Source organism: Cedecea sp. Ae19-4, from assembly GCF_059801165.1.
In genome coordinates, this window is record NZ_JBCHWG010000002.1 from 921,194 (window position 1) to 942,726 (window position 21,533).

At 54.7% G+C, this 21,533-nt stretch carries 24 protein-coding genes and 2 tRNA genes; 15 read left to right on the forward strand and 11 right to left on the reverse strand.

What is annotated here, in order from left to right; translation table 11 throughout:
- Positions 1-118: 118 nt before the first annotated feature.
- From AAIE02_RS17150 to AAIE02_RS17175, 6 genes are all read right to left on the reverse strand, one after another.
- A complete protein-coding gene (locus AAIE02_RS17150) occupies positions 119-631 on the reverse strand; it encodes a YjjA family protein (RefSeq protein ID WP_034809722.1) in 513 nt (170 codons plus the stop codon).
- Positions 632-770: 139 nt separating this feature from the next.
- Entirely contained in the window at positions 771-1,199 is a 429-nt protein-coding gene (locus AAIE02_RS17155) for an organic hydroperoxide resistance protein (RefSeq protein WP_166876986.1), read from the reverse strand.
- Between the two features lie 95 nt (positions 1,200-1,294).
- Positions 1,295-1,741, reverse strand: a complete 447-nt coding sequence (locus AAIE02_RS17160; RefSeq protein WP_008460062.1) for a MarR family winged helix-turn-helix transcriptional regulator — start codon at positions 1,739-1,741, stop codon at positions 1,295-1,297.
- Positions 1,742-1,808: 67 nt separating this feature from the next.
- Positions 1,809-2,282, reverse strand: coding sequence for a threonine/serine exporter (locus AAIE02_RS17165; protein WP_166993447.1), 474 nt, complete (start codon positions 2,280-2,282; stop codon positions 1,809-1,811).
- Positions 2,273-3,049, reverse strand: coding sequence for a threonine/serine exporter family protein (locus tag AAIE02_RS17170; RefSeq protein WP_008460066.1), 777 nt, complete (start codon positions 3,047-3,049; stop codon positions 2,273-2,275). Before AAIE02_RS17170 ends, AAIE02_RS17165 begins: the two co-directional genes overlap by 10 nt.
- Before the next feature lie 110 nt (positions 3,050-3,159).
- The gene (locus AAIE02_RS17175) at positions 3,160-3,618 is read right to left on the reverse strand and encodes a YbaK/EbsC family protein (RefSeq protein ID WP_498532939.1); all 459 of its coding nucleotides are present in this window, start codon (positions 3,616-3,618) and stop codon (positions 3,160-3,162) included.
- Positions 3,619-3,829: 211 nt separating this feature from the next.
- On the opposite strand from AAIE02_RS17175, the gene AAIE02_RS17180 reads away from it, so the two are divergent.
- Both AAIE02_RS17180 and AAIE02_RS17185 read left to right on the forward strand, forming a co-directional pair.
- A complete protein-coding gene (locus tag AAIE02_RS17180) occupies positions 3,830-4,135 on the forward strand; it encodes a PTS sugar transporter subunit IIB (RefSeq protein ID WP_039290026.1) in 306 nt (101 codons plus the stop codon).
- Positions 4,136-4,148: 13 nt separating this feature from the next.
- Positions 4,149-5,495 carry a PTS sugar transporter subunit IIC gene (locus AAIE02_RS17185; RefSeq protein WP_498532940.1) on the forward strand — a complete coding sequence of 449 codons (1,347 nt, stop codon included), beginning with the start codon at positions 4,149-4,151 and terminating at the stop codon, positions 5,493-5,495.
- A 60-nt stretch (positions 5,496-5,555) separates the two neighbouring features.
- Here AAIE02_RS17185 and fhuF read toward each other — a convergent pair whose 3' ends face one another.
- A complete protein-coding gene (gene fhuF / locus AAIE02_RS17190; RefSeq protein WP_498532941.1) occupies positions 5,556-6,347 on the reverse strand; it encodes a siderophore-iron reductase FhuF in 792 nt (263 codons plus the stop codon).
- Positions 6,348-6,476: 129 nt separating this feature from the next.
- Entirely contained in the window at positions 6,477-7,541 is a 1,065-nt protein-coding gene (locus tag AAIE02_RS17195) for a GGDEF domain-containing protein (protein ID WP_498532942.1), read from the reverse strand.
- A gap of 265 nt (positions 7,542-7,806) precedes the next feature.
- Here AAIE02_RS17195 and AAIE02_RS17200 point away from each other — a divergent pair, with 265 nt between their 5' ends.
- Positions 7,807-8,046, forward strand: coding sequence for a DUF1435 domain-containing protein (locus AAIE02_RS17200; protein WP_008460074.1), 240 nt, complete (start codon positions 7,807-7,809; stop codon positions 8,044-8,046).
- Positions 8,047-8,085: 39 nt separating this feature from the next.
- On the opposite strand, the gene AAIE02_RS17205 is transcribed toward AAIE02_RS17200, so the two are convergent.
- The 3 genes from AAIE02_RS17205 to rsmC form a co-directional block, all read right to left on the reverse strand.
- Positions 8,086-8,172, reverse strand: a tRNA-Leu gene (locus AAIE02_RS17205).
- Between the two features lie 47 nt (positions 8,173-8,219).
- Positions 8,220-8,306 (reverse strand) — tRNA-Leu (locus AAIE02_RS17210).
- 121 nt (positions 8,307-8,427) lie between these two features.
- The gene (rsmC, locus tag AAIE02_RS17215) at positions 8,428-9,459 is read right to left on the reverse strand and encodes a 16S rRNA (guanine(1207)-N(2))-methyltransferase RsmC (RefSeq protein WP_008460075.1); all 1,032 of its coding nucleotides are present in this window, start codon (positions 9,457-9,459) and stop codon (positions 8,428-8,430) included.
- Between the two features lie 107 nt (positions 9,460-9,566).
- Between rsmC and AAIE02_RS17220 the strand changes: the two genes are divergently transcribed.
- The 12 genes from AAIE02_RS17220 to deoB all read left to right on the forward strand — a co-directional run bounded on the left by AAIE02_RS17220 (position 9,567) and on the right by deoB (position 21,500).
- Entirely contained in the window at positions 9,567-9,986 is a 420-nt protein-coding gene (locus AAIE02_RS17220) for a DNA polymerase III subunit psi (RefSeq protein WP_498532943.1), read from the forward strand.
- Complete coding sequence (gene rimI / locus AAIE02_RS17225) at positions 9,955-10,398, forward strand: ribosomal protein S18-alanine N-acetyltransferase (RefSeq protein ID WP_336818384.1); 444 nt, start codon at positions 9,955-9,957, stop codon at positions 10,396-10,398. The genes AAIE02_RS17220 and rimI overlap by 32 nt, the downstream gene beginning before the upstream one ends.
- An 18-nt stretch (positions 10,399-10,416) precedes the next feature.
- Positions 10,417-11,094, forward strand: coding sequence for a pyrimidine 5'-nucleotidase (yjjG, locus tag AAIE02_RS17230; protein WP_213715079.1), 678 nt, complete (start codon positions 10,417-10,419; stop codon positions 11,092-11,094).
- Positions 11,095-11,194: 100 nt separating this feature from the next.
- Positions 11,195-12,784, forward strand: coding sequence for a peptide chain release factor 3 (gene prfC, locus AAIE02_RS17235; protein ID WP_008460083.1), 1,590 nt, complete (start codon positions 11,195-11,197; stop codon positions 12,782-12,784).
- A gap of 315 nt (positions 12,785-13,099) precedes the next feature.
- Complete coding sequence (gene osmY / locus AAIE02_RS17240; protein WP_008460085.1) at positions 13,100-13,711, forward strand: molecular chaperone OsmY; 612 nt, start codon at positions 13,100-13,102, stop codon at positions 13,709-13,711.
- 133 nt (positions 13,712-13,844) lie between these two features.
- Complete coding sequence (locus AAIE02_RS17245) at positions 13,845-14,006, forward strand: DUF1328 domain-containing protein (protein ID WP_007373037.1); 162 nt, start codon at positions 13,845-13,847, stop codon at positions 14,004-14,006.
- A gap of 292 nt (positions 14,007-14,298) precedes the next feature.
- Positions 14,299-15,372, forward strand: a complete 1,074-nt coding sequence (locus AAIE02_RS17250; RefSeq protein ID WP_166993459.1) for a patatin-like phospholipase family protein — start codon at positions 14,299-14,301, stop codon at positions 15,370-15,372.
- Positions 15,369-16,145 carry a TatD family hydrolase gene (locus tag AAIE02_RS17255; RefSeq protein WP_166993461.1) on the forward strand — a complete coding sequence of 259 codons (777 nt, stop codon included), beginning with the start codon at positions 15,369-15,371 and terminating at the stop codon, positions 16,143-16,145. The genes AAIE02_RS17250 and AAIE02_RS17255 overlap by 4 nt, the downstream gene beginning before the upstream one ends.
- Positions 16,146-16,316: 171 nt before the next feature.
- Entirely contained in the window at positions 16,317-17,594 is a 1,278-nt protein-coding gene (locus AAIE02_RS17260; protein ID WP_008460091.1) for a NupC/NupG family nucleoside CNT transporter, read from the forward strand.
- A gap of 345 nt (positions 17,595-17,939) precedes the next feature.
- Complete coding sequence (deoC, locus tag AAIE02_RS17265; protein ID WP_008460093.1) at positions 17,940-18,719, forward strand: deoxyribose-phosphate aldolase; 780 nt, start codon at positions 17,940-17,942, stop codon at positions 18,717-18,719.
- Positions 18,720-18,901: 182 nt separating this feature from the next.
- Positions 18,902-20,224: a thymidine phosphorylase gene (deoA, locus tag AAIE02_RS17270; RefSeq protein ID WP_336707718.1), complete on the forward strand. Its 1,323-nt coding sequence runs from the start codon at positions 18,902-18,904 to the stop codon at positions 20,222-20,224.
- A gap of 52 nt (positions 20,225-20,276) precedes the next feature.
- Positions 20,277-21,500: a phosphopentomutase gene (deoB, locus tag AAIE02_RS17275; RefSeq protein ID WP_008460097.1), complete on the forward strand. Its 1,224-nt coding sequence runs from the start codon at positions 20,277-20,279 to the stop codon at positions 21,498-21,500.
- Positions 21,501-21,533 lie beyond the last annotated feature (33 nt).

Genomic DNA, 21,533 nt, shown 5'->3' on the forward strand with positions numbered 1-21,533 from the left:
TGGAAAATCAATGCATTGATTTTCGGCTGCTCACCACAAAGAGGGAAAAACCACGCTTTTTCCCTCTTTGTCAGCAACCTCAAATGGCCTCTTAGCAAGAGGCCATTTTTTTGTGCCGTTACGACAGGTAATTCATGCCCTGTTTGAGCACCAGATCGCAGGCTTTGGTTTTCACCTTTTCAGCCAGCGGCGAGTTGCCGATGCTGTTCAGATCCAGCTTCTGGCCGTTGGCCGTGTTCAGTAAGCCCATCAGGCCCTGATTATAGTCCTGCTTGTCGGCAGGCTTGGTGCTGCTTTCCAGCCCCAGCTTGGTCATCAGCTGGTTTTTAATGTTGTCGGTATTGGTGACGGAAGCCAGTTTATTCTTCGCGCAGTACTCCATCACGCCAGCCGCATTGGTCATCGTACTTGAGCTGAGAGATTTGCTGTTGCCGTTCAGCAGGCTGGTCAGTGAAGAGAGAGACAGACCGCCGGTCTGAGCGCCATTGCTGGTGGTAGTAGCATTGCCGCTTTTAGTCAGTTCATTGGCGGCGCTGGAAAGTTGTTCCTGCCAGTTTGCAGCCGTTGCCTGGCCCGCGAAAAAGGCTGCTGCCAGCGCCATTGCGCAGAGCGTTTTATTCCTTGCTTTCATCTTGTGATACTCGCTTTGTTTGCCTGCGGTGCAGGAGATTTCAGGCGTGAGTATAGCGCTTTGGCCGGAAGCAGGGGGATTGAGAGTTGTCTTAAACCGTGGGGGCAGGAGAAAAAGCCGGGTTTCCCCGGCTGTAGCATCAGTTGATGATGTTCAGGGTCACATCAATGTTGCCGCGGGTTGCGTTGGAGTATGGGCAAACAATGTGTGCCGCATCGACCAGTTTTTTCGCTTCGGCAGCGTCCATCCCCGGCAGGTGGATATTCAGCTTCGCTTCGATACCGAAGCCGGTTGGCAGTGGCCCGATACCGACTTCACCTTCGATGAAAGCGTCAGCCGGCATGGAGATTTTATCGCGGCCGGAGACGAACTTCATCGCGCCCAGGAAGCATGCGGAGTAGCCCGCCGCGAACAGCTGCTCAGGGTTGGTGACTTCGCCACCCGCGCCGCCCATCTCTTTTGGCAGGCCCAGTTTGACGTCCAGTACGCCGTCGGAAGAGGTTGCACGACCTTCACGGCCACCGGTGGCTTTGGCTTTTGCGGTGTAAACGACTTTTTCTAAAGACATGGCAGGTTCCTCATCTTACATTTAGTATGTGCTATAAAATAGCGTGCGATTTATATGATGTTTTAAAAATCGCCGACAGTATCGACGATTAATTATTACGTATTTAAATTACTGCGCAAAGTTTCCAGCTGCGCTTTCAGCGCCATCATGCTGTCTACGCTACAGGCAGAAGCACAGCGCACGGAGTCTGGAATACCCAGCGCTTTTTCCTGCAGCGCTTTCCCTTCCTGGGTCAGCGTGACTGCCACCTGACGCTCATCTTCGCGGGAGCGCTGACGTAGCAGCAGCCCTGCGCTTTCAAGCCGTTTTAGCAGTGGCGTTAAGGTGGCTGAGTCTAAAAACAGACGCTCGCCGATTTGCGACACCGTGACATCGTCCTGCTCCCACAGCACCAGCATCACCAGGTATTGCGGATAGGTGAGCTGCAGCGGCGTAAGCAGCTGGCGGTAGAGCTTGTTCACCGCCAGATTGGCGGAGTAGAGCGCGAAGCAAAGCTGGTTGTCCAGCAGCAGGGCGTTCGTTTCGGTGGATGTCTTCTTCATGTTTCTCAATATAGATAGCGCGCGATTAAATAGCAAACTTTATTTTACGGCGATTTCGTCTGTGCGATCAGACCCGGGGCTTTTTGCGATAAAGCCACAGTCCCGGCAGAGAGAGCCCGATGGACAGCGCCCCCACGATAAATGACGCTTTCAAGAAGTTGGTCACCAGTTGGATCATCAGCGGATCGCTGTAGCCAAAGTGCGTCAATTTTACCGCTGAGATCATCGCGGTATAGGCGTAGATCCCCGGAAACATAGGAATGACGGCCGCAACGGTAAAGACTTTCGGGTGAGCAAGATACCAGCGTGACCACTGAATACCAATGATGCCGACCAGAATCGACGCCAGAAAAGTGCTCCACTCGATGTTTAAACCCGCCGTCATCATCGCCATACGCGAGCCGTGGCCGATGGCACCGAGAAGCCCACAGTAAGGCAGGGCGCGCTGAGGTACGTTAAAGACTAACGCAAAGCCCACCGCCGGCACGGCAGACAGCGCCATATCCTGAAGCAGGGCCAGAAGAAATTCGATTATGCCCATCCTCTTAGCCCCCATACCGCCATTGCCATCACCACGCCAATGCAGGTTGCCAGCGTGAGCAGGCTGGCCATCGCCCAGCGAGCAAGCCCGGTATTAACGTGGCCTTTAAACATGTCGGCCACGGCGTTAATCAGCGGGAAACCGGGGACGAGTAATAACACGCTCGCGGCCATCGCAATATTGGAAGTGGCGGCAAATGGGCCTTTGGCGATAAGCAGGCCCGAAACGGTAGTGGCGACAAACGCGGTGATGCAGAAGTTGATCTGCGGATGAAGCTGGCGGTGGGTGAGCAGCTGGCGGACATACATCGCCAGTGAGCTGGCGACAAAGGCGACAAACGCCCCGTCCCAGCCACCGTTGTTCAGTTTGCAGAAACAGCCGCAGGAAAGACCCACCATCAGGACAACCAGCCAGCGTGGGTAACGCAGCGGTTTGATGTGTTCGAAGCGTTTGAGAACGTCCCTGGCATCCAGCAGCTTGTGTTCGGTGAGGATCACGATGTGCTGTACTTCGGTGACGACGTGCATGTTGATCCCGCGATCGTTATTTTTGCGGGTAGTCGTCAGGCACTGATTGTCTTTAATGGTGCTAAGTACAATGGCGTTAGCGGAGATTGAGCTTTCCACGCTGTCCATCCCCAGCGCTTTGCCAAGGCGGGTTGAAAGCTCCTCGACCAGCGCGCTTTCTGCTCCGTGCTGCAGTAAAAAGAGCGCGCATTGAATACATAAACGAGTGACGTCCCGCTGGGAAGCAACATCTGGCTGCATGCTTGATCCTGACTAAAGAGAAGGAAATGCGCTTAACGTTTATCCATTTAACATGAGCGCATCGCTTCATTAGCCGCGTCAGATCAAGCTTTGCGTCACTTAGACGGCAATTACTGGCAGACGTCCACCCATTTGGCGTGGGTGAGTTCGGCCATGCGTTCAGGTGAAATGCGGACGGCGCTGTGAATGGCCCCTGCGGCGGGCAGCACTTCATCGTACTGGCGGAGTGAGATGTCGCAGAACACCGCCAGCGGGTTTTCCAGGCCGAACGGGCAAACGCCGCCGACCGGATGCCCGGTCCAGTTCACCACTTCATCGCTGCTGAGCATGCGCGCTTTAGAGCCAAATGCTTCTTTAAGTTTCTTATTATCAAGACGAGCATCGCCCTTCGCGACGATCAGAATAATGTCGTTTTTGACCTTTAATGAGAGCGTTTTGGCTATTTGTCCGGGGGCCACATTGTGGGCGGCGACGGCAAGCGCGACGGTAGCGGTGCTTTGGTTTAGCTCGATGATGTCTATATCGGGGGCATGGTCGGCGAAGAATTGCCGCACGGACTGCAAACTCATGATTTTCTCCTGATCCAGGTGGCAAATAATTTCGCATAAGCTTGTGCTTTCTGTAAACCGCTTATACTTATCTCATACCCGCCTTGTCAGAAATTTCTGGATCTCCTTCACAATCACTGAAACCGGTTGCAGTAACCGGTTGCAGTAATAAATTCCGCGAGGAATACTGAATCCTGTAACCACCCCCTGTACCTAATAATAAGAGTCGTCTATGAAACGTATCCTTTTATGCTGTGCCGCTGGTATGTCTACCAGTATGGTCGTGAACAGGATGAAACAGGCCGCCCAGGATCAACAGATTGAGGTTGAGATCAAGGCGGTGGGTATCGAAGAGTTCACGGATGTTATGCCTGAATTTGATTGCTGTTTACTCGGTCCGCAGATCAAATACCGTCTGGAAGATTTTAAGGCTCAGGCCGCGCCCAAACGGATCCCGGTCACGGTCATTAACTCTATGGATTACGGAATGATGCGCGGCGACAGAATTCTCGCCGACGCACTCGCGTTGATAGCCTGACAGGAGAGCCACTATGTCTTCCAACCATGCTGCTTTTAATTTAATTTTTCGGTTTGTTGAGAACTACGTTAGCCCGATAGCTGGCCGCATTTCTTCCCAGCGTCACGTGATGGCCATTCGCGACGGCTTTATTTCTGCGATGCCATTCATGATTGTCGGCTCGTTCCTGCTGGTTTTTGCTTATCCCCCGTTTTCGCCCACCACGACATGGGGCTTTGCTCGCGCCTGGCTCGACCTGGCGAAGCAGTTTGAAGGGCAGATTTTAACGCCGTTTGATATGACGATGGGCATCATGTCTATCTACATTTGTGCGGCGATCGCCTACAACCTGGGTAAACACTACGTTAAATCGCACGGGCTCGATCCTTTCATGTGCGCCATGCTGTCGCTGATGGCTTTCCTGGTGGTTGCGGCCCCGAAAACCAAAGGCACGCTGCCGGTGGACAGCCTTGGCGGCACCGGGATCTTCACCGCAATCCTGGTGGCGATTTACTGCGTAGAGATGATGCGTTTCCTGAAGGCGCATAATATCGGCATCAAGCTGCCGGACCAGGTGCCGCCGATGATCAAAAACTCCTTTGATCTGCTGATCCCGGTGCTGGTTGTGGTGCTGACGCTGTATCCGCTGAGCCTGTTTATTCAGTCCCAGTTCGATATGCTGATCCCTCAGGCCATTATGGCGCTGTTCAAACCGCTGGTGTCCGCGGCGGATTCTCTGCCGGCAATTCTCCTTGCCGTACTGATTGCTCACCTGTTGTGGTTTGCGGGTATCCACGGGGCGGCGATTGTCTCCGGGATGCTGCAGATGTTCTGGCTGACCAACCTGGGCCTTAACCAGGGCGCGCTGGCTGCCGGTGCGCCTCTGCCGCATATCTTTATGGAAGCGTTCTGGACCTTCTTCATCGTGGTCGGCGGTTCCGGGGCAACGATGGGATTGGTTATCTGCTACCTGCGCAGTAAATCTGCCCACCTGCGTTCCATTGGCCGCCTGAGCATCGTGCCAACCTGCTTTAACATTAACGAACCGGTGATCTTCGGGACGCCGATTGTGATGAACCCAGTATTCTTTATTCCTTTCCTGCTGGCGCCAATGGTCAACGCCGTGCTGGCCTGGGGCGCGATGAAGCTGGATCTGATTGGTCGCGTGATTTCCGTGGTACCGTGGACCGCGCCTGCGCCAATCGGTGCCGCCTGGGCGCTGGGCTGGGACTTCCGTGCCGCAATTCTGGTGGTTCTGCTGGCCTGCGTGTCGTCCATCATCTACTTCCCGTTCTTCAAAGTGTACGAGAAGCAGCTGCTGGAGCAGGAGAAAGAAGAAGCTCAGAGAGCGAGCGAGGAAGGGAGCCAACAGCTGGCTTAATGGTTTAGCGGAATGAAGAACGGCGGGGAAACCCGCCGTTTGCTATTTCCCCGTCGCTTGCTATTTCAGAGTGCAGTCGCCGCAGCGCTGGACGTCAGGCAGCTTATAACGCTGGCAGCAGGTGCGTCTGACCAGAATGCCTTCACGCGAAATGACCGTGCGGTAGAGTGGATTCTCCCGGCCACATGAAAGCTGTTTTTCAAAGAAACAGGTCTGCACCAGCGCCGCCAGGCTCTGTTCATCCAGAAGTGGTTTTAGCTCGCCGAAGAACCAGTTCACCAGGTAGCCGGTGTTGCTCCAGATAAGCCGGGAGTTGATCTCTTCGCTGGCTTCCAGCGCCGCTACGACCGGCATCAAACCTTCAACGATAAACTGCTCTAGCCGCAGATGGAGCGGCAGCTCGCTTGCCCGGCAATCTTCAGTCACGTCAATCCAGAAGCATTTTGCCCGGCCCGTTTCGTGGAACTCGGCCCGCACATGCTGGGGGGCAATATTCAGCGCTTTAGGCTGAGTCAGCAGCGCCATCATCATCGGTGGCACCAGCAGGCCGATGTACCATTGCGCCCACAAAGACTTCAGCGGTTTGTGCTCGCGGGTAAGTTCAGGCTGGTGACGATAGATATGGTCGCCGTAGGTCGCCATCAGGGAGGTTAGCGTGGTGGGACGCTGCCACTCGCTTAGCGTCATTGCTGTGGCGGGAGCCTGTTCGTTTAATTTGATGATGTCGTTGAAGTACGGGCGGTGCGCGGCAAAATACTCCCGCAGCGAATCTGCCTGCGGGCCTGTCGCTGGGGACCAGGGAAGAACAAAGCAACCGCTGTCATCGCTGAGCTGGAGGGAGTGAAACGCCATACTTTCGTCAGGGAGTAATCTAAATGATAATGATTAGCAATACTAACGGTGAGCGAAATCTCTGGCAAGGTGAATTCACCGCCACCGCTCGGTGATGGCTGTTTTTGCGATCTGGCGCGTCTCGCCGGGTTAATTCACGGCGAGCATTTCGTTGGTCAGGATGCTGTTTCTTCCTCGGTTTTTGGCCTGATAAAGCGCTTTATCCGCGAGGCTCAGGGCATCGTCTATGCTGCCTTCAGTGAATGGCGCAAGCCCGATACTGACGGTAACGTTGGTCGCGACCTGGGTATTAAACATATGCGGGATGTCCAAATCGAAAACGCGCTGGCGGATCCTTTCCGCCGACTGCATCGCACGTTCCGCGTCGATGTTGGTGAGCATAATCATGAACTCTTCCCCGCCGTAGCGCGTGACAAGATCCCTTGAACGCACGGCATCGCGAATCGCCGCCGAGACCCGGATCAACGCCTGGTCGCCCATCGCATGGCCGTAGTGGTCGTTGTACGACTTGAAGTGGTCGATATCCAGCAGCAAAACGAAGTGGCTGCCGCTGCCGGAGGCCTGAATGTGCTCGAGGCGGTTTTGAAAGCCGCGGCGGTTGTACAGGCCGGTTAAAGGATCGAGCATGCTGAGATCGGTCAGTGTCTCTTTTTCTTCAAGCAGTTTATTCATCAGCCGCTGGGTGAAACGGTCATTACGTTTCTGAATAATATGCTGAATAGCGATCCCGATAGCGGGCAGCGCAATGGAATAAATTACCCTCAGCCATTGGTCAACATCACCCAGCCAAAGTACGACCAGCGCCACGGGCAGGCTGTGCAGCAGGAAAGCCACAATATTATTAATAAATGCAATCGCGCCAATAAAAAGCACCGACATCAGGCTAATCACCAGAAATGAGGTGTCCAGGTCCGCGATGGCCGCGTTTTTAATGAAAATATGCACCGCCCATAATAGCCCGAAAAATAACGAGATAATATTCAGGTTAATCAGCTGCTTATTATTCCACATCTGCCAGGCAAGCAAGGCCAGGCTCATCAGTAGAATGGCGACAACGGGCGGCGTTATGCGCAATGTCGAATAGAGCGGAAAGAGAATAGAAAAAGCGGCTGCCAGGGCGTTGAGCAGCAAAAATAAACGTAAAGAAAGCAGCTGCTTTGCTTTGAGTAAGGCTCGCCAGGTTTGGGCTGTCATAGAACGATTGTGTCTTGGGTAAGCGCGTCAGGTGTTGTGTGTGTCGTATTAATGAAAAGCGAGTTATCGACTTTTCTGGCAACTATTGGAATTTTTATAAGGCAAACTAAAGCCGGCGCTCAATCTATCACCTTACTGAAAATCTGTCATTAAATGACACGTCAACCCTGGCTATTTCAGCTATAGGTCGCGCACGTTTTTACGCTGACAGTTGAGAAAATTTATCATATGATATTGGTTATCATTATCATAATAGGGCGTGAAAATGCTGCAACGACGACTCGAAAGTGGCTGGAGTGTAATGGTGGCGGGGCTTGCCGTGGCGCTGCTTGCCTGCCTGGATCTCAGTTTCAGTCAGTGGCGCGTGCTGGTGGTTATCGGGCTGCTTGCCACGGCATTGATGCTCTACCATAAAACGTTAAGACACTTTGTTTTACTGCCATCGTGCGTAGCATTTGCCAGCGGATTGCTGTTGATTGTGATGAATTTGGGATCGATGAGATAAACAAGCTGGGGGAGATAAAGAGGGTCACTTCATAAGAAGTGGTGCGAAGAGAGGGACTTGAACCCTCACGTCCGTAAGGACACTAACACCTGAAGCTAGCGCGTCTACCAATTCCGCCACCTTCGCACAGTTTTCAAATTTGCATCTGAAGAGTTTTGATATCGCCTTCGCATTGGTGCGAAGAGAGGGACTTGAACCCTCACGTCCGTAAGAACACTAACACCTGAAGCTAGCGCGTCTACCAATTCCGCCACCTTCGCATACCTGTAATACCGAAGTATCACAACCACGGAGGCGCATTCTAGATGTTTTCTGAGCTTCGTCAACACTTAATTTGATGCCGCTTTTCCGACTGATGCAAAAAGCGGCACCTTAACGCGTTTAGCGCTTTTTACCCGCCCGGGTCAGCACGGCGCGGTAAACTTTGAAGCGGCCGGTTTGAGCAATAACTTCATGACTACCAAATACTTCGTCCAGCACGTTCGGGTAGGCAAGGAAGGCGTTCGCCACGATGCGCAATTCGCCACCCATATTCAGATGGCGAGCTGCACCGCGAATAAGCTGGTGCGCTGCATCGAGGCTGGTTTGCATCCCGTCGTGGAATGGCGGGTTGGAGATGATCATGTCGAAACGGCCGTTGATTTCCGAGTAGACGTTACTGGCGATCACTTCCCCTTCAAAGCCGTTAGCGGCAAGCGTTGCGCGGCTGGCGGCGACCGCCGGTGCGCTAACGTCGCTAAGCGTTAGGCGAACTTTTGGCGAGTGGCTGGCGAGAGTAATCGCCAGGACGCCCGCGCCGCAGCCAACATCCAGCACTTTGCCTTTGGTGTGCGGCGTCAGCGTGGAAAGCAGCAGTTTGCTGCCGGTATCCAGACCGTCGCGGCTAAAGACGCCCGGCAGGGTTTTCACGGTCATCCCTTCATGAGGGTATTCACCCCACCAGCTGTTTTCATCAAACGCAGGTTGCTGCTCAAGGCGGCCATGATACAGACCGCAGCGGCGCGCGCTGTCGATTTTTGTCAGCGGGCAAATTTCAGCCAGCATTTGCTCTGCGCTACGCACGCCAGAGCGGTTTTCGCCGACGACAAAAACATCGGTGCCAACCGGCATCAGCGACAGAATATTCATCAGCTGGAACTGAGCTTCTGGCTTGTTTTTCGGCCAGTAGTAGATAAGCGTATTGCTGTCGGCAATGTCATCCGCACTGACCACCAGGCCATATTGTGCGTTCTCACCCATCTGCGCGCTTAATACCTGCCAGTGGTGGAATTGCTGGGTGTGGGCGCGGCTGGCGGCGGTGTCGAAACGCGCCGGCAGGTCGTCTTGCATGTCACCGGCAAACAACACACGGCTCTCGGTAAAATCATCGCTGTGGCGCAGCAGTACTTCACTCGCCGGGGTAAACGCACTCATCAAATAGCTCCTGGAAAATCAGAGCGTGGATTATAGAGCTTTAATGGCGTGGATTCGATGAATTTGCTATATTTGCCGCCCGAATTACGCTCTCAACAGGTTTCGCTATGACTTCCCCTTCCCGACGCGACTGGCAGTTACAGCAACTGGGTATTACCCAGTGGGTGCTGCGCCGTCCGACGGCTTTACAGGGCGAAATTGCGGTTTCTTTGCCCGCGGGCGTGCGTTTAGTGATGGTGGCTGAGATGCTACCAGCCTTGAGCGATCCGCTGGTGAAGGACATTTTACGCAGCATAGCGTTAAGCCCCGACCAAGTAATGCAACTGACGCCGGAGCGCGCGGCAATGATGCCGCCTGACAGCCGCTGCAATAGCTGGCGCCTGGGCGTTGAGCAGCCGCTGACGCTCAGCGGCGCGCAGCTTGCGTCCCCTGCGCTTGACGAGCTTTATCACAATGGCAACGCGCGACAGGCGCTGTGGCAACAGATTTGCGAACATGAACACGATTTCTTCCCTGACGCCGAATGATTTGGCGGACGCGTATGCCATTGAGCTGCGCAGTCATGCTTTTCCCTGGAGTGAAAAAACCTTTGCCAGCAATCAGGGCGAACGCTATTTCAATTTGCGGCTGGACGTTGACGGCAAACTTGCCGCTTTTGCGGTGACGCAGGTCATTCTCGATGAAGCCACGCTGTTCAACATTGCGGTTGATCCAGCGTATCAGCGGCAAGGGCTTGGGAAAGCGCTGCTTGAGCATCTTATTGTCGAGCTTGAAAAACGGGATGTCTTTACGCTGTGGCTGGAGGTGCGTGCCTCTAACGTTGCGGCGAGAACCTTGTACGAAAGCCTGGGCTTTAACGAAGCGACGGTGCGTCGCAATTATTATCCTGCAAAAGAAGGTCGGGAAGACGCGATCGTGATGGCGCTCCCCCTTGGTTAATTTTTAAAAGGTGTGTGGATGAACTGGGACTGGATTTTATTCGATGCGGACGAAACGCTGTTTACCTTTGACGCGTTCGGCGGTTTGCAGCGCATGTTTCTCGATTACAGCGTGACCTTTACCGCAGATGATTTCCAGGAGTACCAGGCGGTAAACAAGCCGCTGTGGGTCGACTACCAGAACGGGGCGATTACCGCGCTGCAGCTGCAGCTCAGGCGTTTTGAGGACTGGGCAGGGCGGCTGAATGTGCCGTCAGCAGAGCTGAACGATGCGTTTTTATCCGCCATGGCTGAAATTTGCGCCCCGCTGCCCGGGGCGGTTTCTCTCCTGAATGCGCTGAAGGGCAAGGCTAAACTTGGCATTATTACCAACGGCTTTACCGCGCTGCAGCAGACTCGCCTCGAGCGCACCGGCCTGCGTGACTATTTCGACCTGCTGGTGATTTCCGAGCAGGTAGGGGTAGCCAAACCCGATCGCCGCATTTTCGACTATACCTTCGAGCAGATGAACCAGCCGCCGCGCGACCGCGTTTTGATGGTCGGCGACACGGCAGAATCTGACATTCTGGGCGGTATCAACGCCGGGATAGCAACCTGCTGGCTTAACGCCCACGGGCGCACCGCGCCGGAAGGCATTGAACCGACCTGGCAGGTCACCTCGCTAAGTGAACTGGAGCAACTGCTGTGTAAGCCATGATTGTTGATTGTTAAACCCGCAATGATGGGTAAAATAGCCGCCAAATAACGTTCACTCGCCGCGTGGCTCAAGGCCGCGCGCACTTACAGAAGATGTAATTATGACTTTGTCTCCTTATCTGCAAGAGGTGGCTAAACGCCGCACTTTTGCCATTATTTCTCACCCGGATGCCGGTAAAACGACCATCACCGAAAAGGTGCTGCTGTTCGGACAGGCTATCCAGACCGCCGGGACGGTAAAAGGCCGTGGCTCAAGCCAGCACGCCAAATCCGACTGGATGGAGATGGAAAAACAGCGTGGGATCTCGATCACCACCTCGGTGATGCAGTTCCCGTATCGCGACAGCCTGGTCAACCTGCTGGATACTCCGGGGCACGAAGACTTCTCCGAAGATACCTACCGTACCCTGACCGCGGTTGACTGCTGCCTGATGGTTATCGATGCCGCAAAAGGCGTAGAAGATCGTACCCGTAAGCTGATGGAAGTTACCCGTCTGCGCGATACGCCGATCATCACCTTCATGAACAAACTGGATCGTGACATTCGCGATCCAATGGAAGTGCTGGATGAAGTTGAGCGCGAGCTGAAGATTGGCTGCGCGCCAATCACCTGGCCAATCGGCTGCGGCAAGCTGTTCAAAGGGGTTTACCATCTTTATAAAGATGAAACCTACCTCTACCAGACCGGTAAAGGCCACACGATCCAGGAAGTGCGCATCGTGAAAGGGTTGAGCAACCCAGAACTCGACGCAGCCGTCGGGGAAGATCTTGCTCTGCAACTGCGTGAGGAGCTGGAGCTGGTGCAGGGGGCTTCCAACGAATTCGACCATGAACTGTTCCTGGCCGGTGAAATCACCCCGGTATTCTTCGGCACCGCGCTGGGCAACTTCGGCGTCGACCACATGCTGGATGGTCTGGTTGAGTGGGCGCCGGCTCCGATGCCGCGTAAAACCGACACGCGTCTGGTGGATGCGGCGGACGAGAAGTTCACCGGTTTCGTCTTTAAGATCCAGGCCAACATGGACCCGAAACACCGTGACCGCGTCGCCTTTATGCGCGTGGTGTCCGGTAAGTATGAAAAAGGCATGAAGCTGCGCCAGGTGCGTATCGGGAAAGACGTGATTATTTCTGACGCGCTGACCTTTATGGCCGGGGATCGTTCTCACGTGGAAGAAGCCTATCCGGGCGATATTATCGGCCTGCACAACCACGGCACGATTCAGATCGGCGACACCTTTACCCAGGGCGAAATGATGAAGTTCACCGGTATCCCGAACTTCGCCCCGGAACTGTTCCGCCGTATTCGCCTGCGCGATCCGCTTAAGCAGAAGCAGTTGCTTAAAGGCCTGGTGCAGCTGTCTGAAGAAGGCGCGGTACAGGTGTTCCGTCCTATTGCCAACAACGACCTTATTGTTGGTGCGGTTGGGGTTCTGCAGTTCGATGTGGTCGTTGCTCGCCTGAAAAGCGAGTACAACGTAGAAGCGATTTACGAATCGGTCAACGTGGCGACGGCGCGTTGGGTTGAAGGGAATGACGTTAAGAAGTTTGAAGAATTCAAACGTAAAAACGAAGTTCAGTTAGCGCTGGATGGCGGCGACAACCTGACCTATATTGCCCCAACGATGGTAAATCTGAACATTACCCAGGAACGTTACCCTGACGTGACCTTCCGTAAAACGCGCGAGCACTAATTATCAGCCAGAGCGCGGCGTTCGCCGCGCTCTTCACACTTTCCCTGTCTTTTTAATCCCTTGCAGAATCCTCTTAATTTCCCGCGAATCCTGCGTCATTGCTGATTTTTCCATCAACACGTCATGCACTTTTATGATTGTGATCTATATTTAACAAAGTGATGACAATTTTATTGGATGAAAGCTCCGGGAATTAATCATTTTCTGGTGTCTTGTTGGCGTTTCTCATGTCATCTCAATATTAATAGCTGATTTTTTTCAGCTTACGGGAAGCGAGAAAGCTCAAATGATGAGCAAACCTACAGGAATTAATCGATGACTACGACTAAGATTTCAAAAACTCTGCTGGCGGTTGTGTTGGGTTCTGTACTGGCAAGCACCAGCGCCTTTGCGGAAGACACTCTGCTTAATAAAACGGAATCTACCGCCGATAGTGCAGGGAAAAAAATCGATAGCTCCATGACGAAAGTCGGTAATTTCATGGACGACAGCGGCATCACAGCGAAAGTCAAAGCAGCCCTGGTTGACGATAAAAATATCAAAAGTACCGATATTTCGGTCAAAACCGACAATAAAGTGGTCACCCTGAGCGGTTTTGTTGAGAGCCAGGCTCAGGCCGAGCAGGCCGTCGCCACGGCGAAAAAAGTGGAAGGCGTAACCTCGGTGAGCGACAAACTTCACGTTCGCGATGTGAAAACACAGTCGGTGAAAGGCTATGCCGGTGATGCGGCCACGACCAGTGAGATCAAAGCGAAATTGTTGGCCGACAGCATTGTGCCGTCGCGCCATATCAAAGTAGAAACCACTGACGGCGTGGTTCAGCTGTCCGGCGAGGTGAAATCCGCCGCTCAGTCTGAGAAGGCTGAAAGTATTGCCAAAGCTGTTGAAGGCGTGAAAAGCGTTAAAAACGATCTGAAAGTGAAGTAAAGCAGCACCCGAAATGGCTTTCTGGACGCGTGCCGGGAAGCCATAAGCACCACCCTTACACATTATCGCCTGCGGGTTAGCCATTCGGCGCCCGTGAAGAAGCGATAAGATTCACTATGGTTAAGGAGAGTCTATGTTTCGTTGGGGCATTATTTTTCTGGTAATAGCGTTGATCGCTGCGGCCCTGGGCTTCGGTGGTCTGGCGGGTACCGCAGCAGGTGCTGCAAAAATTGTCTTTATCGTCGGGATCATTCTGTTCCTGGTCAGCCTGTTTATGGGGCGCAGACGTCCTTAGCAACGCTCATTGAGTAACATGCCGATACAAAAGAAAAGCCAGTCCTCGTGACTGGCTTTATAGTGTCGACAAACCGCTGTCGACAGAAAAGAACGACCAGACGGCTCGTTAAAAAAAACAGGAAAATCAATTCATTGATTTTCGGCTGCTCACCACAAAGAGGGAAAAACCACGCCTTTTCCCGCTTTGTCAGCAACCTTAAGCCAGTCCTCGTGACTGGCTTTCGCCGTTTTACTTAGCGCGCTATGGGTATAGGGTAGAAATTCACAACAACAGCAATTCAGGAAAGCAGGTGGGAAATCGTATACCCGTAACGCTCGGCAATATTGCGCCGCTGGCGACTAAACCTTTTCGTCCTGGAAAACTCGCTCTGATTTGTGAAGGGGGCGGGCAGCGCGGGATCTTTACGGCTGGGGTTCTGGACGAGTTTATGCGCGCGGAATTCAACCCTTTTGATCTGTTCCTTGGTACTTCTGCCGGGGCGCAGAATCTTTCCGCTTACGTTTGTAACCAGCCGGGATACGCGCGTCGCGTCATCACGCGCTTTACGACGACGAGGGATTTCTTCAATCCGCTCCGCTTTGCGCGCGGAGGGCATCTGATCGATCTCGACTGGCTGATTGAGTCGACCGCCGCCAGACTGCCGCTGTCGATGTCCAGTGCCGACCCGCTGTTTGAACAGGGAAAAGAGTTCTTTATGTGCGCCTGCCGCAGTGATGACTATGCGGCGAATTACTTTTCGCCGACCACGGATACCTGGCTAAATTTGCTGAAAGCCTCCAGCGCCATTCCCGGTTTTTACCGCTCAGGCGTGGATATTGACGGCGTCAGCTATCAGGACGGCGGCATCAGCGATGCGGTGCCGGTGCGGGAAGCGGTTAATCGCGGGGCAGATACGCTGGTGGTCATTCGCACCGTACCTTCACAGATGTACTACACGCCGCAGTGGTTCAAACATATGGAACGCTGGCTGGGCGACAGCAGCCTGCAGCCGCTGTTGAATCTGGTGCAGCACCACGAGGAAAGCTACCGTGAAATCCAAAGCTTCATTGAGAAGCCGCCTGGTAAACTGCGAATCTTTGAGATTTACCCTCCGAAAGCGCTATTAAGCAGCGCGCTCGGCAGCCGCCTGCCTTCATTAACGGCGGATTATCAAACGGGGCGCTTGTGCGGGCGCTATTTCCTGGCCACCATTGGCAAACTGCTGGTGGCTAAACCGCCGTTGAGGCGTCATTTGCCGCGCATTAATACGCCCGGCCCGTTGGTCATTCCTCCTGCTGCGGCGGCAAACGAATCGCTGGTCAAGCCGATTAGCCCTGGCCTGCAGGCGAATGATGCGGCGTTTGATAATGAGGATCTCGCGTGAGTTTTACGTTCTACGACACCCATTGCCACTTTGATTTTCCCCCCTTCACCGGGGATGAAGAGCACAGCCTCGCGCTGGCCGCTGAGGCCGGGGTTCGTAAAATCATTGTGCCAGCAATAGAAGCGGGGCGTTTCAATCGCGTACTCGCGCTGGCGCAGAATTATCCGGCGCTTTATGCCGCCCTGGGTATGCATCCGATTGTGATTGAAAAGCATGATGATACGGGGCTGGCCGCGCTGGAGGATCTTTTGCGGCAAAGGCCGGAGAAGCTGATCGCCATCGGCGAGATTGGGCTGGATCTTTATCGCGAAGATCCGCAGCTCGACAGGCAGGAGTTTATCCTCAGCGAGCAGCTGAAGCTGGCAAAGCGTTACGATCTGCCGGTGCTGCTTCACTCCCGCCGTACCCACGACAAGCTGGCGCTGCACCTGAAGCGCCACAGCCTGCCCAGAACCGGCGTGGTGCATGGTTTTGCCGGCAGCTTACAGCAGGCGGAACGGTTTATTGCAATGGGCTATCGCATTGGCGTCGGTGGCACCATCACCTATCCGCGAGCCAGCAAAACCCGGGATGTGATGGCCCGTTTGCCGCTTTCATCGCTGTTGCTGGAAACCGATGCGCCGGATATGCCGCTGAACGGCTGGCAGGGGCAGCCCAACCGGCCGGAACGTGCCGCCAGGGTCTTCGATGCGCTGTGTGAATTACGCCCGGAGCCCGCAGAAATCATTGCTAATGCCTTGAAAAACAACGCAGACGAATTATTCGCCTTCTAATGAGTCGCCCTCAAAGTGTGATATTCATCACCTTGCTATGTAAATGTTTCTATACATTTCGCCCTACACGTGATTGCTCCGGCACTTTTCTCGCCCCTGTGGTTATAATCCGCGCGCTAAAAAGGGGCTGCTAAAGCCCGAATCTTTCCAGTTGATACACAGGGATACTGTATGCAAATACTCATGGGATTGATCGGCATGGTGGCATTGCTGCTGATCGCCGTTTTACTTTCCAGCAACCGCAAAGCGATCAACCTGCGCACCGTCATTGGCGCGTGGCTTATCCAGATCGGTATCGGGGCGCTGATCCTTTACGTTCCGGTCGGGCGTAAAGTCCTGCTCGCGATGTCTGAAGGGGTGGCTAATGTCATCGCCTACGGCAATTCAGGGATTTCTTTCCTGTTTGGCGGGCTGGTGTCTGACAAAATGTTTGAAGTCTTTGGCGGCGGCGGCTTTATCTTTGCGCTGCGCGTCCTGCCGATCATCGTCTTCTTCTCCTCGCTTATTGCCGTGCTTTACTACCTCGGCGTGATGCAGTTAGTGATCCGTATTCTCGGCGGCGGCCTGCGTAAGGTATTGAAAACCTCGCGCACTGAATCCTTGTCGGCGACGGCGAATATTTTCGTTGGCCAAACCGAAGCGCCGCTTGTGGTTCGCCCTTACATCTCGACCATGACTCGCTCTGAGCTGTTTGCCGTGATGTGCGGTGGTCTTGCCTCCGTGGCGGGCTCCGTGCTGGCGGGCTACGCGCAGATGGGCGTGCCGCTGGAATACCTGATTGCCGCATCCTTTATGGCCGCACCGGGCGGGCTGCTGTTTGCCAAGATAATGCTGCCTGAAACGGAAACCCCGAACGATACGCCGGAGCTGGAGTCAATGAAAAACGACCCAGATCGCCCGGCTAACGTGCTGGATGCGGCGGCCTCGGGCGCAGCCTCCGGGATGCAGCTGGCGCTGAACGTCGGGGCGATGCTGCTGGCGTTTGTGGCGCTGATTGCCCTGCTGAACGGGATGCTTTCCGGTATCGGCGGCTGGTTCAACTATCCGCAGCTTTCGCTGGAGCTGATGCTGGGCTGGGTGTTCTCCCCGGTAGCCTGGCTGATTGGCGTGCCGTGGAGCGAGGCGATGGTGGCCGGATCGTTTATCGGCCAGAAGCTGATCATCAACGAGTTCGTTGCTTACCTGAACTTCGGCGCTTACCTGAAGGATGATGCCGAAGTGGCTGCGGCGGGCCTGCAGGTGCTGTCCGGCCATACCAAAGCAATTATCTCCTTCGCGCTGTGCGGATTTGCTAACCTTTCTTCTATCGCCATTCTGATCGGTGGCCTGGGCAGCATGGCGCCAAACCGTCGGCACGATGTGGCTCAGCTGGGCATGAAGGCCGTGGCGGCGGGGACGCTGTCTAACCTGATGAGCGCCACCATCGCCGGGCTTTTCCTGGCGCTGTAGCCTGCAATATAAATGTTATAATAATAACATTAAGCGGTAACCGATGGCTGGTGCCCTGCCAGCCATTTTCTTGTGTCCTGGCGCAATTTAGCGCGTTATTTTGTTCCTTTAATCACATATACTCTATGAAAGCTTGCAATTCACGCTTTGGCTTTTGTGAGGCGAGACACAAAATTGCATCGGTGGTGGGTGTTAGAATTCTAACATTGCAACCGGCAATGTGCGGTGAGAAGGATCTCAACGTGAGGGTGACTCAGGTGACCACTCTTCTTCAAGGAACCAAGTCCGCTCCAACGTGTTGAGTTTCCAGGCCGGAGACTTATTTCCCTTTTGTTGGAGAGCGTTATGACCGATTTAACCCAAAGCAGCCTGCGTGCGCTGAAACTGATGGATTTGACTACCCTGAACGACGATGACACTAACGAGAAAGTCATCGCTCTGTGCCATCAGGCAAAAACCCCAGTCGGCAACACCGCTGCGATTTGTATCTATCCGCGTTTCATCCCAATCGCCCGTAAAACCCTGAAAGAGCAGGGCACCCCGGACATCCGCATTGCGACCGTGACCAACTTCCCACACGGTAACGACGATATCGACATCGCGCTGGCAGAAACCCGCGCCGCTATCGCTTACGGTGCAGACGAAGTGGACGTGGTGTTCCCATACCGGGCGCTGATTGCCGGTAACGAGCAGGTAGGCTTCGACCTGGTGAAAGCGTGTAAAGACGCCTGCGCCAGCGCTAACGTACTGCTGAAAGTGATCATCGAAACCGGCGAGCTGAAGACCGAAGAGCTGATTCGCAAAGCGTCTACTATCGCGATTAAAGCCGGTGCCGACTTTATCAAAACCTCGACCGGTAAAGTGCCGGTTAACGCCACGCCGGAAAGCGCTCGCATCATGATGGAAGTGATCCGCGATATGGGCGTGGAAAAAACTGTAGGCTTCAAACCAGCCGGTGGCGTTCGCTCCGCTGAAGATGCTGCGCAGTTCCTGGCTATCGCGGACGATCTGTTCGGTGCCGACTGGGCCGACTCCCGTCATTACCGCTTCGGGGCGTCCAGCCTGTTAGCCAGCCTGCTGAAAGCGTTGGGCCATGGGGACGGCAAAAGCGCCAGCAGCTACTAATTACTCGTCATACTTCAAGCCGCAGGGGCGTTAGCTGCACTCCCTCACCGCAGTCACTTACTTCAGTAAGCTCCTGGGGATGAGCTCTTTTGCCTTCTGCCTGCGACTCGAATTATCCAGAGTAATCTTTAATTGCGGCGGGTTTTCCGCCGCTCTTTACCCGCATTTCCCAGGGGGTTGCCGTGTTTCTCGCACAAGAAATTATTCGTAAAAAACGTGATGGCCTGGTACTGAGCGACGAAGAGATTCGCTTCTTTATCAACGGTATTCGCGACAACACCGTCTCTGAAGGGCAAATTGCTGCTCTGGCGATGACCATTTTCTTCCACGACATGACAATGCCGGAAAGGGTGTCGCTGACAATGGCGATGCGGGATTCCGGCACCGTGCTGGACTGGAAAAGCCTTAACCTCAACGGCCCGATTGTGGATAAACATTCCACCGGCGGCGTGGGGGATGTCACTTCGCTTATGCTTGGCCCAATGGTGGCGGCCTGCGGTGGCTATGTGCCGATGATTTCAGGCCGTGGCCTGGGGCACACCGGCGGGACGCTGGACAAGCTCGAGGCGATTCCGGGCTTCGATATCTTCCCGGACGATAACCGCTTCCGCGACATTATTAAGGACGTCGGCGTGGCCATCATCGGCCAGACCAGCTCGCTGGCACCGGCGGACAAACGTTTTTATGCCACCCGCGACATTACCGCGACGGTGGATTCTATCCCGCTTATCACCGCTTCCATTCTGGCGAAAAAACTGGCCGAAGGGCTGGACGCGCTGGTGATGGACGTGAAAGTAGGCAGCGGCGCATTTATGCCGACTTACGAGCTGTCAGCCCAGCTGGCAGAGGCTATCGTTGGCGTTTCCAACGGCGCAGGCGTGAAGACCACCGCGCTGCTGACGGACATGAACCAGGTGCTGGCTTCCAGCGCGGGTAACGCCGTGGAAGTCCGTGAAGCGGTACAGTTCCTCACGGGGGAATACCGCAACCCGCGTCTGTTCGATGTGACAATGGCGCTGTGCGTGGAAATGCTGATTTCCGGCAAGCTTGCCAAAGACGAAATTGAAGCACGCGCGAAGCTTCAGGCGGTGCTGGACAACGGCAAAGCAGCCGAAGTGTTTGGCCGCATGGTTGCCGCGCAGAAAGGCCCGAGTGACTTCGTTGAAAATTACGCGAAGTACCTGCCGACGGCAATGCTGAGCAAGGCAGTGTATGCCGAAGCGTCCGGGTTTGTTTCGGCGATGGACACTCGCGCGCTGGGCATGGCGGTGGTGTCGATGGGCGGCGGTCGCCGTCAGGCTTCCGACACCATTGATTACAGCGTCGGCTTTACCGACATGGCGCGTCTGGGAGAATCTATCGACGGCGAACGTCCGCTGGCGGTGATCCACGCCAAAGACGAAGCCAGCTGGCAGGAAGCCGCGAAGGCGGTGAAAGCGGCAATCAGCATTGACGAAAAAGCACCGCAGGAAACACCAACGGTCTATCGCCGAATCACCGAATAACGGTATACTGATCTGATCCCTATTTTATAGAGCACAAGGTACGGAGAATAATATGAAACGTGCGTTTATTATGGTGCTGGACTCGTTCGGCATCGGTGCTACCGAAGACGCAGAGCGCTTCGGAGATGTCGGCTCTGATACCCTCGGTCACATCGCGGAGGCTTGCGCTAAAGGCGAAGCTGACAAAGGCCGTAAAGGCCCCCTGAACCTGCCTAACCTGACTCGTCTTGGGCTGGTAAAAGCTCATGAAGGCTCCACCGGCAAAGTGGCAGCAGGCATGGACGGTAACGCAGAAGTTATCGGCGCTTACGGCTGGGCACACGAGCTTTCTTCCGGCAAAGACACCCCGTCTGGCCACTGGGAAATCGCCGGCGTGCCGGTTCTGTTTGACTGGGGCTATTTCAGCGACCACGACAACAGCTTCCCGCAGGAGCTGCTGGACAAACTGGTCAAGCGTGCCAACCTGCCGGGCTACCTCGGCAACTGCCACTCTTCCGGGACCGTGATCCTGGACGAGCTGGGTGAAGAGCACATGAAAACCGGGAAACCGATTTTCTATACCTCCGCTGACTCCGTGTTCCAGATTGCCTGCCACGAAGAAACCTACGGCCTGGATAAGCTTTATGAGCTGTGTGAAATCGCGCGCGAAGAGCTGACCGAAGGCGGCTACAACATTGGCCGCGTTATCGCGCGTCCGTTTGTTGGCGATAAAGCGGGTAACTTCCAGCGTACCGGCAACCGTCACGACTTAGCGGTCGAGCCACCTGCCGCCACCGTGCTGCAGAAGCTGGTTGATGAGAAGCAGGGCCAGGTTGTTTCCGTGGGTAAAATTGCGGACATCTACGCCAACTGCGGCATCACTAAAAAAGTGAAGGCAACCGGTCTGGATGCGCTGTTCGACGCCACCATCAAAGAGATGAAAGAAGCCGGCGACGACACCATCGTGTTCACCAACTTCGTCGACTTTGACTCCTCCTGGGGCCACCGTCGCGACGTAGCCGGCTACGCGGGCGGCCTTGAGCTGTTCGACCGTCGCCTGCCAGAGCTGATGGCGCTGCTGAAAGAGGACGATATTCTGATCCTTACCGCGGACCACGGCTGTGACCCAACCTGGCAGGGTACCGACCATACTCGCGAGCACATTCCGGTGCTGATCTACGGCCCGAAAGTGAAAGCCGGTTCTCTTGGCCACCGCGAAACCTTCGCGGATATCGGCCAGACGGTAGCGAAGTACTTCGGTCTTTCCGACATGGACTACGGCAAAAACATGCTGTGATCCCTTTGGGCGGGCGGTTGCCCGCCTGATTGC

What these genes read in the sequence shown, in the direction of transcription:
- AAIE02_RS17150 (WP_034809722.1), bottom strand. Translation starts at nt 631, where the DNA reads ATGAAAGCAAGGAATAAAACGCTCTGCGCAATGGCGCTGGCAGCAGCC.
- AAIE02_RS17155 (WP_166876986.1), bottom strand. Translation starts at nt 1,199, where the DNA reads ATGTCTTTAGAAAAAGTCGTTTACACCGCAAAAGCCAAAGCCACCGGT.
- AAIE02_RS17160 (WP_008460062.1), bottom strand. Translation starts at nt 1,741, where the DNA reads ATGAAGAAGACATCCACCGAAACGAACGCCCTGCTGCTGGACAACCAG.
- AAIE02_RS17165 (WP_166993447.1), bottom strand. Translation starts at nt 2,282, where the DNA reads ATGGGCATAATCGAATTTCTTCTGGCCCTGCTTCAGGATATGGCGCTG.
- AAIE02_RS17170 (WP_008460066.1), bottom strand. Translation starts at nt 3,049, where the DNA reads ATGCAGCCAGATGTTGCTTCCCAGCGGGACGTCACTCGTTTATGTATT.
- AAIE02_RS17175 (WP_498532939.1), bottom strand. Translation starts at nt 3,618, where the DNA reads ATGAGTTTGCAGTCCGTGCGGCAATTCTTCGCCGACCATGCCCCCGAT.
- AAIE02_RS17180 (WP_039290026.1), top strand. Translation starts at nt 3,830, where the DNA reads ATGAAACGTATCCTTTTATGCTGTGCCGCTGGTATGTCTACCAGTATG.
- AAIE02_RS17185 (WP_498532940.1), top strand. Translation starts at nt 4,149, where the DNA reads ATGTCTTCCAACCATGCTGCTTTTAATTTAATTTTTCGGTTTGTTGAG.
- fhuF (WP_498532941.1), bottom strand. Translation starts at nt 6,347, where the DNA reads ATGGCGTTTCACTCCCTCCAGCTCAGCGATGACAGCGGTTGCTTTGTT.
- AAIE02_RS17195 (WP_498532942.1), bottom strand. Translation starts at nt 7,541, where the DNA reads ATGACAGCCCAAACCTGGCGAGCCTTACTCAAAGCAAAGCAGCTGCTT.
- AAIE02_RS17200 (WP_008460074.1), top strand. Translation starts at nt 7,807, where the DNA reads ATGCTGCAACGACGACTCGAAAGTGGCTGGAGTGTAATGGTGGCGGGG.
- rsmC (WP_008460075.1), bottom strand. Translation starts at nt 9,459, where the DNA reads ATGAGTGCGTTTACCCCGGCGAGTGAAGTACTGCTGCGCCACAGCGAT.
- AAIE02_RS17220 (WP_498532943.1), top strand. Translation starts at nt 9,567, where the DNA reads ATGACTTCCCCTTCCCGACGCGACTGGCAGTTACAGCAACTGGGTATT.
- rimI (WP_336818384.1), top strand. Translation starts at nt 9,955, where the DNA reads ATGAACACGATTTCTTCCCTGACGCCGAATGATTTGGCGGACGCGTAT.
- yjjG (WP_213715079.1), top strand. Translation starts at nt 10,417, where the DNA reads ATGAACTGGGACTGGATTTTATTCGATGCGGACGAAACGCTGTTTACC.
- prfC (WP_008460083.1), top strand. Translation starts at nt 11,195, where the DNA reads ATGACTTTGTCTCCTTATCTGCAAGAGGTGGCTAAACGCCGCACTTTT.
- osmY (WP_008460085.1), top strand. Translation starts at nt 13,100, where the DNA reads ATGACTACGACTAAGATTTCAAAAACTCTGCTGGCGGTTGTGTTGGGT.
- AAIE02_RS17245 (WP_007373037.1), top strand. Translation starts at nt 13,845, where the DNA reads ATGTTTCGTTGGGGCATTATTTTTCTGGTAATAGCGTTGATCGCTGCG.
- AAIE02_RS17260 (WP_008460091.1), top strand. Translation starts at nt 16,317, where the DNA reads ATGCAAATACTCATGGGATTGATCGGCATGGTGGCATTGCTGCTGATC.
- deoC (WP_008460093.1), top strand. Translation starts at nt 17,940, where the DNA reads ATGACCGATTTAACCCAAAGCAGCCTGCGTGCGCTGAAACTGATGGAT.
- deoB (WP_008460097.1), top strand. Translation starts at nt 20,277, where the DNA reads ATGAAACGTGCGTTTATTATGGTGCTGGACTCGTTCGGCATCGGTGCT.